Below are 12,700 nucleotides of genomic sequence, written 5' to 3' on the forward strand. Positions count from 1 at the left end.
GCTACCATCGAGACGTTTCCCGCGGCAGGAAAAACGCGGTTGCGACATGATCGAGGTGCTCATCGCTCCGGACGGATCAGGGACGCAACTGCGGCTGCGTCCCCCACGGGCGCTCGATGCCCGGCAGTTCGTCCTGTTGTTTGCAGTGTTGGCGGGGGTGATGTGGCTGGCGGCCGGCCTGGGCTGGTTCACCGGCAATGTATTCGCCCCCGTGTTTGCTCTGCTGTACAGCGTGTTGCTGGCAGTGGCGCTGCGCACGGTGTGGCGCAGTGGAGAACGGCAGGAAGAGATCCGGGTAGTGCCGGCGTGCGTGGAAGTGATTCCCGCACCCGGGCATTCGCCGGTGTTCAGCGCCCACCCGCACTGGGTGAGGCTGAGCGCCGACGAACGCAGAGTCCGGCTGGCATCCAGCGGTAGGCAGGTGGACGTGGGGAGTTTCCTCGCACCGGCCGAACGCCAGGTACTGGCTCAGAAACTAGAAGGCTTGCTCGCGGCCAATGACGGCCGCAACCGACGACGCTAAGGGTCTAGGCAATGAAGCAATGCAGAAAGTGGGGCAGGACGTTCGGGAAGACAGTGTTGAGCGGGGCCGCGCTGCTGGCGCCGGCCATGGCGTGGGCCCAGGCGGCCGACCCCAAACCGTGGCAATTGAACATGGGCAAGGGGGTGACCCAGAGCTCGCGGTTGGCGTGGGAGTCCAACCTGTTCTCGCTGTGGGTCTGTACCGTGATCGGGGTGCTGGTATTCGGCGCGCTGTTCTACGCGATCTTCAAGTTCCGCAAATCCAAGGGGGCGGTGGCCGCCACCTTCAGCCACAACACCAAGGCCGAGGTCATCTGGACGGTGATTCCGGTAATCATCCTGGTGGTGATGGCCTGGCCGGCCACGGCCAATCTGATCAAGTTCTACGACACCCGCGATTCGGAAATGACCGTCAAGGTCACCGGCTATCAGTGGATGTGGAAGTACGAATACCTCGGCGAGAACGTCAGTTTCACCAGCCGCCTGGACCGTGAATCCGACCGGGTGCGCCAGAGTGGCGTGGTGCCGACCCGCGACAGCCACCCGCATTACCTGCTGGATGTCGACAATCGGCTGGTGCTGCCGGTCGATACCAAGGTGCGCTTCGTGATCACCTCCGATGACGTCATCCACGCCTGGTGGGTGCCGGCGCTGGGCTGGAAGCAGGATGCGATTCCCGGCTTCATCAACGAGGCCTGGACCAACATCGAGCAGCCCGGCGTGTACCGCGGTCAGTGCGCCGAACTGTGTGGCAAGGATCACGGCTTCATGCCGATCGTGGTCGAGGCGGTTTCCAAGGAGGATTACCAGAAATGGCTCGCCTCCAAGAAGCCTGCGCCGGCCCCTGCACCGGAGGCGGCCCCGGCACCTGCGCCAGCCGCCCCGGCCGAGGCGACCCCGGCACCGGCCGCTGAGCCTGCCGCTGCAGCAACAGACAGCAACGCCTGAAATCGAGCCGTGTCCGCCAGCCGGCGGATGCGGGTACCACCGGATACAGTGAGGTGTAGTTGCGATGGCGCATTCCGCAGTTGACCACGACGGGCATCACGGGCATCAGCAGGGGTTCTTCGAGCGTTGGTTCTTCTCGACCAACCACAAGGACATCGGCACGCTCTACCTGCTTTTCAGCTTCATCATGTTCATCATCGGCGCGGCGATGAGCGTGATCATCCGCGCCGAACTGGCGCAACCGGGGCTGCAGTTCGTCAAGCCCGAGTTCTTCAACCAGATGACCACCGTGCATGCACTGGTGATGATCTTCGGTGGGGTGATGCCGGCCTTCGTCGGCCTGGCCAACTGGATGATCCCGCTGCAGATCGGCGCGCCGGACATGGCCCTGCCACGCATGAACAACTGGTCGTTCTGGCTGCTGCCGGTGGCCTTCAGCCTGCTGCTGCTGACCCTGTTCCTGCCCGGCGGCGCCCCCGCCGGTGGCTGGACCCTGTACCCGCCGCTGTCGCTGCAGGGCGGCTACAACGTAGCCTTCAGCGTGTTCGCCATCCACGTGGCCGGCATCAGCTCGATCATGGGCGCGATCAACATCATCGCCACCGTGCTCAACATGCGCGCGCCCGGCATCGATCTGCTCAAGATGCCGATCTTCTGCTGGGCCTGGCTGATCACCGCCTTCCTGCTGATCGCGGTGATGCCGGTGCTCGCCGGTGCGGTGACGATGCTGCTCACCGACAAATTCTTCGGCACCAGCTTCTTCAACGCCGCCGGTGGCGGTGACCCGGTGATGTACCAGCACATCTTCTGGTTCTTCGGGCACCCGGAGGTCTACATCATGATCCTGCCGGCGTTCGGCGTGGTCAGCGAGATCATCCCCACCTTCAGCCGCAAGCCGTTGTTCGGCTACCAGGCCATGGTCTACGCGATCGCCGCGATCGCCTTCCTGTCCTTCATCGTCTGGGCCCACCACATGTTCACCGTGGGCATGCCGCTGGGCGGCGAAATCTACTTCATGTTCGCCACGATGCTCATCTCCATTCCGACCGGGGTAAAGGTGTTCAACTGGGTCAGCACCATGTGGCGTGGCTCGCTCACCTTCGAAGCCCCGATGCTGTGGGCGGTGGCCTTCGTGATCCTGTTCACCATCGGCGGCTTCTCCGGGCTGATGCTGGCGATCGTGGTGGCCGACTTCCAGTACCACGACACCTACTTCGTGGTCGCGCACTTCCACTATGTGCTGGTCACCGGCGCGGTGTTCGGGCTGATCGCCGCGGTGTACTACTGGTGGCCCAAATGGACCGGGCGCATGTACAGCGAAACCTGGGCCAAGGTGCACTTCTGGTGGTCGATCGTGTTCGTGAACCTGCTGTTCTTCCCGCAGCACTTCCTCGGCCTGGCCGGCATGCCGCGGCGTATTCCGGATTACAGCGTGGCCTTTGCAGACTGGAACCTGATCAGCTCGATCGGCGCGTTCGGCATGTTCGTCACGCCCTTCATGATGGCTGCGATCCTGTGGCACTCGCTGCGCCACGGCGCGAAGGCCGCCGACCGCTGCTGGGAAGGCGCACGTGGCCTGGAGTGGACGATCCCGTCGCCCGCACCGGCGCACACTTTCACCACGCCACCGACCATCCGTCCGGGTGATCTGGCGCATGACGACATCACCCATTGAGGCCGCTCATGACCAGTACGCTCCGCACCCCCGATGAGCAGGCCCTGCAACGCCGCCGCGCGCATCGCACCGCATGGGCGGTCGGCATCGTTGCGGTGATGGTCTATGCCGGCTTCATCCTCAGCGGGGTGATCGGGCGATGAGCGATCCGCGCCCGGCCCCGCCCGCGCGTCACGCGGGCCTGCCCCGCCTGATCGGGGTGGCCCTGGCGGTGTTCGTGCTGACCTTCTCGCTGGTGCCGCTGTACCGCATCGCGTGCGAGAAGGTGTTCGGCGTGCGCCTGGAGCGCGGCCCCGGTGCCGCGGCCGGCACTGCGGCCGCCACCGGCAAGCGCACGGTGCGGGTCGAGTTCGATGGTGGCGTGAATTCCAAGCTGCCGTGGGCGTTCCATCCCGAACAGCTGACGATGGACGTGGTGCCCGGCGAGCTCAATGAAGCACTGTATTACGCGCGCAATGACAGCGACCGCGCGCTGGTCGGCAGCGCGGTGCCCTCGGTGGCACCGGCCAAGGCGTCGGGCTACTTCAGCAAGACCGAGTGTTTCTGCTTCACCGCGCAGACCCTGCAGGCCGGTGAGAAACGCGACATGCCGGTGCGCTTCATCGTCGATCCCGACCTGCCGGCCAACATCACCACGATCACCCTGTCCTACACCTTCTACAAGAACGACGCCTTGTCCGCGCAGCTGGCCCCGGCCAACCTGCCGACCGGCGCGCGTGCAGCTCCCTGATCCGGACCGGACCCAAGACCATGGCCCAGCAAAGCCCCGATGCGAACGTGTACTTCGTGCCCACGCACAGCAAATGGCCGTTCATCGGTTCCATTGCGATGATGGTGACCATGGTCGGCGTGGCCAGCTGGCTCAACGATTCCAGCTGGGGCAAGTGGACCTTCTACGCGGGCATCGCGATGCTGGTGCTGACCCTGTTCTGGTGGTTCAGCGACGTGGTGCGCGAATCGCAGGCCGGCAGCTACAACCGCCAGGTGGACGGCTCGTTCCGGATGGGGATGGTGTGGTTCATCTTCTCCGAGGTGATGTTCTTCGGCGCATTCTTCGGTGCGCTGTTCTACACCCGCAACCTGGGCCTGCCGTGGCTGGGCGGTGCGGGCGACGGCGTGATGACCAATGAGCTGCTGTGGGATGGCTATTCGGCGGCGTGGCCGACCAACGGCCCCGGCGCGATCGGCGGGCATTTCCAGACCATTCCGGCCTGGGGCCTGCCGCTGATCAACACCCTGATCCTGCTGACCTCCGGCGTGACCCTGACCATCGCGCATCACGCGCTCAAGGCTGGTCACCGCCGACAGCTGCTGGTCTGGCTGGGCATCACCGTGCTGCTGGGCGTGGGCTTCCTCACGCTGCAGGCGGAGGAGTACATCCACGCCTACGAGGAACTCAACCTCACCCTGGGCTCGGGCATCTACGGCTCGACGTTCTTCATGCTTACCGGGTTCCACGGCGTGCACGTGCTGCTCGGCACGATCATGTTGGCGGTGATGTGGCTGCGCTCGTCGAAGGGGCATTTCACCCGCGACAACCATTTCGGATTCGAAGCCGCCGCGTGGTACTGGCACTTCGTCGACGTGGTGTGGCTGATGCTGTTCCTGTTCGTCTACGTGCTGTAGCGTCGGTGCGACGTCCTGCCGCATCGACGCCGGTGCGGCCTCAGCCGCCGATGCCGTGGGGCTTGATCCAACCGCTGTAGATGCCGATGACCACCAGCACGATCAGCGCCACCGACACCGCGATGCGGCGGGTGAGGGCATTGACGGTGCGCTTGGTCTGGCCGCGATCGACCAGCAGGTAATACAGCCCGGCGCCCAGATTCCAGACGATGACGATCAGAAACGCGATTACCAGCAGGGTCTTCAACGAATCATTCATGCGCGGCTCGATGGCGTGGCGGGTGCGCCTATATCACCGCGTTTTGCCGGCGTTGTCATGATGCGCAAGCACACACGCCTGATTGGCTGGATCGCCGCGGTACTCGTCATCCTCGCGTTCTGCCAGCTCGGCCGCTGGCAACTGCAGCGCATGCATGAAAAACAGGCGCTGCTGGCCCAGCAGGTGCCAGCGCGTGCGCAGTCACTCACTCTGCGCCAGGCGCTGGCCGCACCGCCGGTGCTGCGCTGGGTGGAGGACCGCGGCCGCTTCCTGCCCGGTACGCTGCTGCTCGACAACCAGACCCGCGAAGGCCGGGCCGGGATCAAGGTCTATCAGCCGTTCCAGAGTGACGACGGCGCGCGGGTGCTGGTCGATCTGGGCTGGCTGCCGATGCCGCCCGACCGTGTGATCCCGCCGATCACCCCGCATAGCGGCCCCACGGCCATCAGCGGCCTGCTGGCGCCGCCGCCGGCTACCGGCCTGGCACTGGGCCCGGCGCTGTCGCCCGCGCCGCAGCCGGGCGTATGGCTGGCCAGCCGGATGCCGCCGGAGGAGATGGCGCACGCGCTGTCGCTGCCGCAGGGCAGCCTCGCGGCGCGCGTGCTGCGGCTGGATCCGGCGCTGCCAGGCGGCTATGCACGCGATCTGGAGCTGCTGCCCAATACCCTGCCGCCCAGTCGCCATCTGGGCTACGCCGTGCAATGGTTCGGGCTGGCGTTGACCGTGCTGGTGGTCGCGCTGGTCCTGGAATTCCGACGCCATCGCCGCCGGCGTGGCACTCCCCGGCGCTGACCGGCTCAACATGAGAAAATGCCGCCCATGAATGCCACTTCCCCGGCACGGCTGCCGTCCCGCTCACGCGGGCGCTGGACCCTGATCGCCCTGTTCGGCGTGTTCTTCGGTGCCATGGCGCTGGCCGGCGTGCTGCGCTTCTCCGGCTGGCAGCCGACCTCGCACCGTAATACGGGGCAGCTGCTGCAGCCGCCGGCCGACCTGCGCGCGCTGCCGCCGACCCTGGCCGATGGTCAGCCGTACCCGTGGAACCCCAACGATCGCACCTGGCGGATCCTGGTGGCCCCGTCTGCCAGCTGTACCAGCGAGTGCGTCACTTTGTCGCAGGGATTGGGCAAGGTGTGGCAGCTGTTCGGCCATAACGCCGATAATGTCGAGATCCTGTGGCTGGGCACGCCGCCGGCCGAGGTCCAGGGCATGCCCGCACTGCGCGCGCTGCGCGCCCAACCGGACCTGCGTGCCGCTTTGCCCGCCGTGGATGACGCCGCCGGCACGCCTGTGTATGTGATCGATCCCAACGGATTCGTGATCATGCGGTACGCGCCGGGATTCGATATGGCCGGTCTGCGCAAAGACCTGGCCACGCTGCTGAAACTGAAGTGAGTTCCGTTTAGATGAGCCTCTCCGCACGCCCGGTGCTGCACCGCAATTTCCACCGTCTGGCGTGGTTTGCGCTGATCATGACCGCCAGCACGATCATGTTCGGTTCGTTCGTGCGCTTGTCCGATGCGGGCCTGAGCTGCCCGGACTGGCCGACCTGCTATGGCCGCGTCACCTGGCCGCAGCACGCCGAGGAAGTGATCGGCCACGAGGCCGCCAAGATCCGCCCGCTGGAAACGCACAAGGCGTGGCGCGAGCAGGTGCACCGCTTCCTGGCCGGCGCACTCGGCATCGAGATCCTCACCCTGGCGCTGCTGGCCACGCGCCGCCGTCGCTGGGGCAGCACTGCGGTGATCACCGCCTGTGTGCTGGTGGCCGCCGGCATACCGCTGTACATGATGGGCATGCATGTTCCGGCGAGCATCATCGCCTTGATCGGCGAAGCGATCCTGCTGATCGCCGCGTTGCGCTGGACCAACATCGATCTGGCCCGCGCTGCGTTGCTGACGTTGGCCGTGGTGATCTTCCAGGCGCTGCTCGGCATGTGGACCGTCACCTGGCTGCTCAAGCCGATCGTGGTGATGGGGCATCTGCTCGGCGGCATGCTGATGTTCGGCCTGCTGGTGTGGATGGCGTGGCGCGCCACGCACATGCCGATCACCCTGGCCGAAGCGCCCAAGCTGAAATGGCTGATCCGTGCCGGCGTGGCCGTGCTGGTCGCGCAGATCGCCCTCGGCGGCTGGGTCAGTGCCAACTACGCCGCACTCGCCTGCGGTGGCGGCAGCGCCTCGCTGGACAACTTCCCGCGCTGCGTCAGCCAGTGGTGGCCGCCGCATGACTTCAAGGAAGGCTTCACCCTGTGGCGCGGCATCGGCGTGGATTACGAAGGGGGCGTGCTGGATGGCGCCTCGCGCATCGCGATCCAGATGGCACACAGGATGATGGCGATCGTGGTGGCTGTGTACCTGCTGTGGCTCTCGGTGCGCCTGTTCCGCCTGCCGAGCATGCGCGGCTGGGCGAGCGCACTGGGTCTGCTGGTGGTGCTGCAGATCACCCTGGGCATCCTCAACGTGAAGCTGGCGGTGCCGCTGGAAGTGGCCGTCGCGCATAGCGGTGGCGCTGTGGCGCTGCTGTTCGTGCTGGTGACGCTGCTGGCGCGCCTGCGCGCACCGGATGCCGAGGGCGGCAAGGCCAGCGCTGCCTCCCCTGCCGTGCAGGCGGGCTGACGGCATGGCCAGTTACCGTCAGTACTGGGATCTGACCAAGCCCAAGGTCGTCGCCCTGATCGTGTTCACCGCCCTGGTGGGCATGTTCCTGGCCATCCCTGGGTTGCCGACCGCGCAGCAGGCGCTGGACGGCGCGCTGGGCTTCCTCGGCATCTGGCTGGCGGCCTCGGCCGCCGCGGCGATCAACCAGTTGCTGGACGCGCGCATCGATGCACAGATGGCGCGCACGTCCTGGCGCCCGTTGGTGGTGGGCAAGGTCAAGCCGTGGCAGGTGCTGGTGTTCGCCGGCCTGCTGATCGCGCTGTCGATGACGATCCTGGTGGTCTGGGTCAACGTGATCACTGCCGTGCTGACCTTCGCCTCGCTGATCGGGTATGCGGTGATCTACACCGTGTACCTCAAGCGCGCGACCTCGCAGAACATCGTCATCGGCGGCCTTGCCGGCGCCACCCCGCCGATGCTCGGCTGGGCCGCGATCACCGGCATGCAGGGCCCGTGGGACTGGGCCTACGCGTCGCTGCTGGTGCTGATCATCTTCATCTGGACCCCGCCGCACTTCTGGGCGCTGGCGATCTTCCGCCGCGAGGATTACGCCAAGGCAGAGATCCCGATGCTGCCGGTGACGCACGGCGTGGCGTACACCCGCAAGTCGATCATGGTCTATTCGATCGCCCTGGCCATCGTCAGCATCCTGCCGGTCGTGTTCGGCATGAGCGGCATGTTCTACCTGGGCGGCGCGATCGTGCTCAACGCGGTCTTCCTCTGGTACGCCTGGCGCATGCTCAACCCGCCCGACGAACTGTTCTCGATGAAGATGTTCGGCTACTCCATCGTCTACCTGATGGCGCTGTTCGCCTTCCTGATGGTGGACCACTGGATGCTGCCGTTCCTGTGAGCTTCCTGCGCCGGGCTTGAAACCGGCCATAGCATCGCCATTGCTTTCATGACCCCAACAGGACGTGACGGTATGAAGCGATGGCTCTGGATGGCTGTAATGGTGGCTTCGATGGTGTGCGGCACAGCCGCTGCCGTGCCGGCAGGCAGTGTCGCTGACACCGCAACGCAGATAGTGACCTTGGCGGGCAACCACCGCCTGGTGATGCTGGGCGAATACCACGGCACCGCCGAGACACCGCTGCTGGTGGCCGACCTGATGGAACGCTACAGCCGCGACAACGCACCGGTGCGGTTGGGCTTGGAACTGCCGATGAGCGAGAACGCTGCGCTGGCGCGTTACCTGCGCTCCAGCGGCGATGCTGATGCGCGGGCGGCACTGCGCACCTCGCCGTTCTGGCAGGTAAAGGACGACCAGCACGACGGGCGCCGCAGCCGGGACATGCTGGCGCTGATCGAGACGCTGCGCGTGCAGGGGCGCGACATAGGCGTGGCCGGCTATGACATTGAAATCAGTACGTACGACAGCGATATGGATCGCGACGCTGCGATGGCTACGCACTTGCGCCAGCAGTTCAACGCACTGCCGGCCGTGACGCGGATGTTGGTGCTCACTGGTAACGTGCATGCGATGCGCTACCCCTTCGCGGACGCGCCGCCGGAGATGAAGCACCGCACCATGGCGTCGTACCTGCTGGACCTTCCGCTGTACAGCGTGCGCGTGGAAGCTCTGCGTGGGCAGTTCTGGGGCTGCATGAACCCCTGCCGCGCGCTCACGCTGCGTGAATTGCCGGTGCAGGATCCGGTCGTCGAAACGGATCCGGAACGGTCCTACGACGTGTGGGTGCAGCTGCCGGAGCTGAGCGTGGGGACGCTGACGGATCCGTAGCGAGGCGAATGCCGAAGATGCGGTGCCTTGGTAGGGTCGCTTCCCAAACGACCGCACGCCGACCCCACCCGCCTGGTAAGGCATGACCTTTGCCGGAGTTTGGCTTTGTGAGCGCCGTTACGTTTGCAACCGCGCTTACCGTCCGCCAATCACCGATACCGGCGGGGCGCTTCTCCGCATCCTGCGACCGCGCCGCTCTGCATCCATGCGTAGTGTCATTTGGGAGACGACCTCCCGGCACTCCTCTCACATGGATGGCGCTTGAGGCACGGTTTCTTGTAAGGAACCCTCGCGTCGAGGGGTGGGGAGCCGATTGCACGACCTGCAACGATACACAGCGCTCACTTTCATCAGAAACAACCCCGTAGAAATGACGTCGCGAGACTTTGCTCGCTCAATCCAATGGTGCTCAAGTGACGTCCATAAGAGACATCGGAGTCGTAGCCGCGACGGCTACTGCCCTGCTCATTAGTGCAGAAGCATCTGCTGCAATGAAAACCCTAAGTCGTGCCAACTGTCTGCTGTCCGTCAATGAATCAATCACGTATGACAGGCCGCTTTTCAGGAGAATGCCGGGATCAGCCGCGAGCACACATCATGCGCAAGGTGAACTGAAACCGAGGCACACCCTGGGCGCGCCCAACAATGGGACGGTTTGGTGGCGGTTTCGCGCGGGCGACCAGTCTCACAACGAGCGGATCACGGTGAAGGGCTACCACACTTGGATTTTCAGGGGCAGGGTAAATACCGCAAACACTTACGCAGTCAATTGCAATCTGACCGAATGGTGACTTTCATGAATTCTTTGGCCGTGTCGTTACTGGTTGCTGCGTCGCTGTACAGTGCCCCGAGCTTTAGTGCCCAGGACGAAGTGGATGCAGTAGGAAAGTGGTTGAATGAGCGCACCATGCGCGCCGCAATGGAAGACAGCAGCAATGGAGTGCGCCGCTCGTCGGAGCAGGGCACCTATCAGGTCATTCCCTTGTCTGAGTTGGATGCACCCGAAGAAGTCAAGCAACACTTCCGTGCCGAAATAGCGCTAAGTCGAGCCGGAGTGCGGCGGGTTTCCAATGACGAGATCCCATCCCAGGGTCAGCTGATCTCTTCGCTTCCGACAACCGTACGTTCCAACGCAGAACTGCGTAGGCGATTGCCTTCCCCGCCATCCGATCTCCAAAGCACAATTCTTGGGGCGGCGGAGCTGATCGGAATGGAGCCAAGCGGCGTACTGGACGGGCTCAAATCCACCGGTCTAACCCGTTTCTATCGCGTGAATGGCCTGGGTATCGTCGAGTTCAATGAACACAACTTTCGTGCGCCAGGCAGCAAAGTAGAGGTGATCGCAGAGTTTCAGAACATCCGCGTTAACGGTGTGCCTGCGCAGTTGGAACAAGTCTTGGATGACCTTGGGCGCAGCCGCACAACGTTGGAATGGGCAGGTGAAAGCAAGGCCTACTCGCTGATCGCTATCGGTGAAGGCGACGTGGAGCAAAAAGCCATCGTGTTGCAACAGATCGCCGCTAGTGTGAAAGATTGATACGACGGCGATAACGGCTCAACGCTCCCAAGTGCTGTCCTCCGGATGGGTCGCTCGACAGACGACTTCAGATAACGTCGATCAGCGCAATGGCGGCATGACCTTTGTCGAAGGTGTGTCGAACGGCCGATGTCGTTCGGCATTACGCCCATCATCGGCCGCTCACCGGTATCGGCGGTCGTCTGTCGAGCGACCCTACCGCGGGTTGACCGGATCACGCGCATACCGTTGCGCGATCATCGCGCAGACGATCAGCTGGATCTGGTGGTAGATCATGATCGGCAGCACGATCGCACCGAGGCTGCCGCCGGCGAACAGCACCTTGGCGATCGGCACGCCGGTGGCCAGACTTTTCTTCGAGCCGCAGAACAGGATGGTGATCTCGTCTTCGCGGTTGAAGCCCAGCCGGCGCGCGATGAAGCGGATCAGCGGCATTGCGATGCCGAGCAGCACCGCCGCCACCACCGCCACGCTGAGCAGCGACAATAGCGGCGTCTTGCTCCACAGCCCCTCGCTGACCGCTTCGCCGAAGGCGGAGTAGACCACCAGCAGGATCGTGCCCTGGTCGGTGTAGCGCAGCAGGGCGCGCTGCTTTTCGACCCAGCGGGCGATCCACGGGCGCAGCAGATGGCCGGCCACGAACGGCACCAGCAGCTGCAGCATGATGCTGACGATGGCCTGGCCGGGGTTGTGCATGCCGCCTTCGGTGCCGGCCAGCAGGGCCAGCAGCAGCGGGGTCAGGAACACGCCGAGGATGCTCGACAGCGAGGCGCTGCACACCGCCGCCGGAACGTTGCCACGTGCGATCGAGGTGAACGCGATCGAGGACTGCACGGTGGACGGCAGCGCGCACAGGAACAGCACGCCGATGTACAGCTCCGGCGTCAGCAGCCAGCCATCCAGCGGTTTGAACATCAGCCCCAGCAACGGGAACATCACGAAGGTGCAGGCCAGGATGGTCAGGTGCAGGCGCCAGTGCAGCAGCCCGGCGACGATCGACTCCCGCGGCAGGCGCGCGCCGTGCAGGAAGAACAGGGCGGCGATGGCGACGTCGGTGACATCGTCGAGCACCATCGCGGCGGCGCCGTGCATCGGCAGGAAGGACGCCAGCAGCACGGTGCAGAGCAGGGCGAGGGTGAAGTTGTCCGGTCGCAGGCGCGACCACCAGCGGGTCATGGTGGGCAGACTCCTGTAGGGCAGGGAAGCGGGCGGGGAAAGAAGAGCAGGGTCAACGCGTGGCGTCCTGCTCCAGCAGGACACGGGTCGGCGCTTCCAGCGAGGTCATGCCGGCCGCGCGGCCGAGCGTCAGTGCCTCATCCACCGAGGCACCGTTACGCGCCTCCAGCAGTGCCAGCAGCGCACCGGCACGGTTGCCGGAGGCGCAGTGCAGCAGCACCGGGCCCTGGCTCTGCGCCAGCGCGGTACGCAGCGCCTGCGCGTTGGCGTCGGTCAGGCCGGCGGCACCGGCAATCGGAATGCGCACGTAGCGCAGGCCGAGGCGTTCGGCCGCGGCGGTTTCATCGAAGCCGCGCGCTTCGTCGGGCTGGCGCAGGTCGATCAGGGTGGTGACCCCGGCCGCAGCGGCCTGCTGCAATTGGGCTGCGCTGGGCTGGCCCGCGGTGTAGAGCTGCGGCCGTGGCTGTGCGAAGGGCAGCTCCGCCGCCCAGGCGGGGAGGCACACCGCCAACAGTGCGGTAATGGCAGCAAGGCGGAACCGGCGGACGATCGATGC

Annotated in this window: 15 protein-coding genes; 12 read left to right on the forward strand and 3 right to left on the reverse strand. The window is 65.1% G+C overall.

What is annotated here, in order from left to right:
- The first annotated feature begins 46 nt into the window (after positions 1-46).
- The 6 genes from ACTT2I_RS00085 (at position 47) to ACTT2I_RS00110 (ending at position 4,771) form a co-directional block, all read left to right on the forward strand.
- The gene (locus tag ACTT2I_RS00085) at positions 47-523 is read left to right on the forward strand and encodes a DUF2244 domain-containing protein (RefSeq protein WP_313212742.1); all 477 of its coding nucleotides are present in this window, start codon (positions 47-49) and stop codon (positions 521-523) included.
- Between the two features lie 11 nt (positions 524-534).
- Entirely contained in the window at positions 535-1,470 is a 936-nt protein-coding gene (coxB, locus tag ACTT2I_RS00090) for a cytochrome c oxidase subunit II (RefSeq protein WP_293980874.1), read from the forward strand.
- Positions 1,471-1,534: 64 nt separating this feature from the next.
- The gene (gene ctaD / locus ACTT2I_RS00095; protein ID WP_019185997.1) at positions 1,535-3,145 is read left to right on the forward strand and encodes a cytochrome c oxidase subunit I; all 1,611 of its coding nucleotides are present in this window, start codon (positions 1,535-1,537) and stop codon (positions 3,143-3,145) included.
- An 8-nt stretch (positions 3,146-3,153) separates the two neighbouring features.
- A complete protein-coding gene (locus ACTT2I_RS00100; protein ID WP_019185996.1) occupies positions 3,154-3,288 on the forward strand; it encodes a hypothetical protein in 135 nt (44 codons plus the stop codon).
- Complete coding sequence (locus ACTT2I_RS00105) at positions 3,285-3,875, forward strand: cytochrome c oxidase assembly protein (protein ID WP_421100700.1); 591 nt, start codon at positions 3,285-3,287, stop codon at positions 3,873-3,875. The genes ACTT2I_RS00100 and ACTT2I_RS00105 overlap by 4 nt, the downstream gene beginning before the upstream one ends.
- Positions 3,876-3,895: 20 nt before the next feature.
- Entirely contained in the window at positions 3,896-4,771 is an 876-nt protein-coding gene (locus ACTT2I_RS00110; protein WP_421100699.1) for a cytochrome c oxidase subunit 3, read from the forward strand.
- Positions 4,772-4,811: 40 nt separating this feature from the next.
- Here the strand turns inward: ACTT2I_RS00110 and ACTT2I_RS00115 are convergent, their stop codons facing one another.
- On the reverse strand, positions 4,812-5,030 hold the full coding sequence (locus ACTT2I_RS00115; RefSeq protein ID WP_019185993.1) for a twin transmembrane helix small protein: 219 nt from the start codon (positions 5,028-5,030) through the stop codon (positions 4,812-4,814).
- Between the two features lie 57 nt (positions 5,031-5,087).
- Between ACTT2I_RS00115 and ACTT2I_RS00120 the strand changes: the two genes are divergently transcribed.
- From ACTT2I_RS00120 to ACTT2I_RS00145, 6 genes are all read left to right on the forward strand, one after another.
- Complete coding sequence (locus tag ACTT2I_RS00120) at positions 5,088-5,822, forward strand: SURF1 family protein (RefSeq protein WP_088434557.1); 735 nt, start codon at positions 5,088-5,090, stop codon at positions 5,820-5,822.
- 27 nt (positions 5,823-5,849) lie between these two features.
- Positions 5,850-6,425, forward strand: coding sequence for a hypothetical protein (locus ACTT2I_RS00125; RefSeq protein WP_102788907.1), 576 nt, complete (start codon positions 5,850-5,852; stop codon positions 6,423-6,425).
- A gap of 11 nt (positions 6,426-6,436) precedes the next feature.
- On the forward strand, positions 6,437-7,648 hold the full coding sequence (locus tag ACTT2I_RS00130) for a COX15/CtaA family protein (protein ID WP_421100698.1): 1,212 nt from the start codon (positions 6,437-6,439) through the stop codon (positions 7,646-7,648).
- A gap of 4 nt (positions 7,649-7,652) precedes the next feature.
- A complete protein-coding gene (gene cyoE / locus ACTT2I_RS00135; protein ID WP_421100697.1) occupies positions 7,653-8,543 on the forward strand; it encodes a heme o synthase in 891 nt (296 codons plus the stop codon).
- Between the two features lie 72 nt (positions 8,544-8,615).
- On the forward strand, positions 8,616-9,431 hold the full coding sequence (locus ACTT2I_RS00140) for a calcium-binding protein (protein ID WP_421100696.1): 816 nt from the start codon (positions 8,616-8,618) through the stop codon (positions 9,429-9,431).
- Positions 9,432-10,227: 796 nt separating this feature from the next.
- A complete protein-coding gene (locus tag ACTT2I_RS00145; protein ID WP_421100695.1) occupies positions 10,228-10,968 on the forward strand; it encodes a hypothetical protein in 741 nt (246 codons plus the stop codon).
- Positions 10,969-11,163: 195 nt separating this feature from the next.
- Here ACTT2I_RS00145 and ACTT2I_RS00150 read toward each other — a convergent pair whose 3' ends face one another.
- Positions 11,164-12,144, reverse strand: a complete 981-nt coding sequence (locus ACTT2I_RS00150) for a bile acid:sodium symporter family protein (protein ID WP_421100694.1) — start codon at positions 12,142-12,144, stop codon at positions 11,164-11,166.
- Positions 12,145-12,196: 52 nt separating this feature from the next.
- A complete protein-coding gene (locus ACTT2I_RS00155; protein WP_421100708.1) occupies positions 12,197-12,694 on the reverse strand; it encodes a beta-lactamase hydrolase domain-containing protein in 498 nt (165 codons plus the stop codon).
- Positions 12,695-12,700: the final 6 nt, after the last annotated feature.

Origin of the sequence: Stenotrophomonas sp. PUT21 (assembly GCF_052232875.1) — a bacterium.
Classification (GTDB): domain Bacteria; phylum Pseudomonadota; class Gammaproteobacteria; order Xanthomonadales; family Xanthomonadaceae; genus Stenotrophomonas; species Stenotrophomonas maltophilia_N.

What these genes read in the sequence shown, in the direction of transcription:
- ACTT2I_RS00085 (WP_313212742.1), top strand. Translation starts at nt 47, where the DNA reads ATGATCGAGGTGCTCATCGCTCCGGACGGATCAGGGACGCAACTGCGG.
- coxB (WP_293980874.1), top strand. Translation starts at nt 535, where the DNA reads ATGAAGCAATGCAGAAAGTGGGGCAGGACGTTCGGGAAGACAGTGTTG.
- ctaD (WP_019185997.1), top strand. Translation starts at nt 1,535, where the DNA reads ATGGCGCATTCCGCAGTTGACCACGACGGGCATCACGGGCATCAGCAG.
- ACTT2I_RS00100 (WP_019185996.1), top strand. Translation starts at nt 3,154, where the DNA reads ATGACCAGTACGCTCCGCACCCCCGATGAGCAGGCCCTGCAACGCCGC.
- ACTT2I_RS00105 (WP_421100700.1), top strand. Translation starts at nt 3,285, where the DNA reads ATGAGCGATCCGCGCCCGGCCCCGCCCGCGCGTCACGCGGGCCTGCCC.
- ACTT2I_RS00110 (WP_421100699.1), top strand. Translation starts at nt 3,896, where the DNA reads ATGGCCCAGCAAAGCCCCGATGCGAACGTGTACTTCGTGCCCACGCAC.
- ACTT2I_RS00115 (WP_019185993.1), bottom strand. Translation starts at nt 5,030, where the DNA reads ATGAATGATTCGTTGAAGACCCTGCTGGTAATCGCGTTTCTGATCGTC.
- ACTT2I_RS00120 (WP_088434557.1), top strand. Translation starts at nt 5,088, where the DNA reads ATGATGCGCAAGCACACACGCCTGATTGGCTGGATCGCCGCGGTACTC.
- ACTT2I_RS00125 (WP_102788907.1), top strand. Translation starts at nt 5,850, where the DNA reads ATGAATGCCACTTCCCCGGCACGGCTGCCGTCCCGCTCACGCGGGCGC.
- ACTT2I_RS00130 (WP_421100698.1), top strand. Translation starts at nt 6,437, where the DNA reads ATGAGCCTCTCCGCACGCCCGGTGCTGCACCGCAATTTCCACCGTCTG.
- cyoE (WP_421100697.1), top strand. Translation starts at nt 7,653, where the DNA reads ATGGCCAGTTACCGTCAGTACTGGGATCTGACCAAGCCCAAGGTCGTC.
- ACTT2I_RS00140 (WP_421100696.1), top strand. Translation starts at nt 8,616, where the DNA reads ATGAAGCGATGGCTCTGGATGGCTGTAATGGTGGCTTCGATGGTGTGC.
- ACTT2I_RS00145 (WP_421100695.1), top strand. Translation starts at nt 10,228, where the DNA reads ATGAATTCTTTGGCCGTGTCGTTACTGGTTGCTGCGTCGCTGTACAGT.
- ACTT2I_RS00150 (WP_421100694.1), bottom strand. Translation starts at nt 12,144, where the DNA reads ATGACCCGCTGGTGGTCGCGCCTGCGACCGGACAACTTCACCCTCGCC.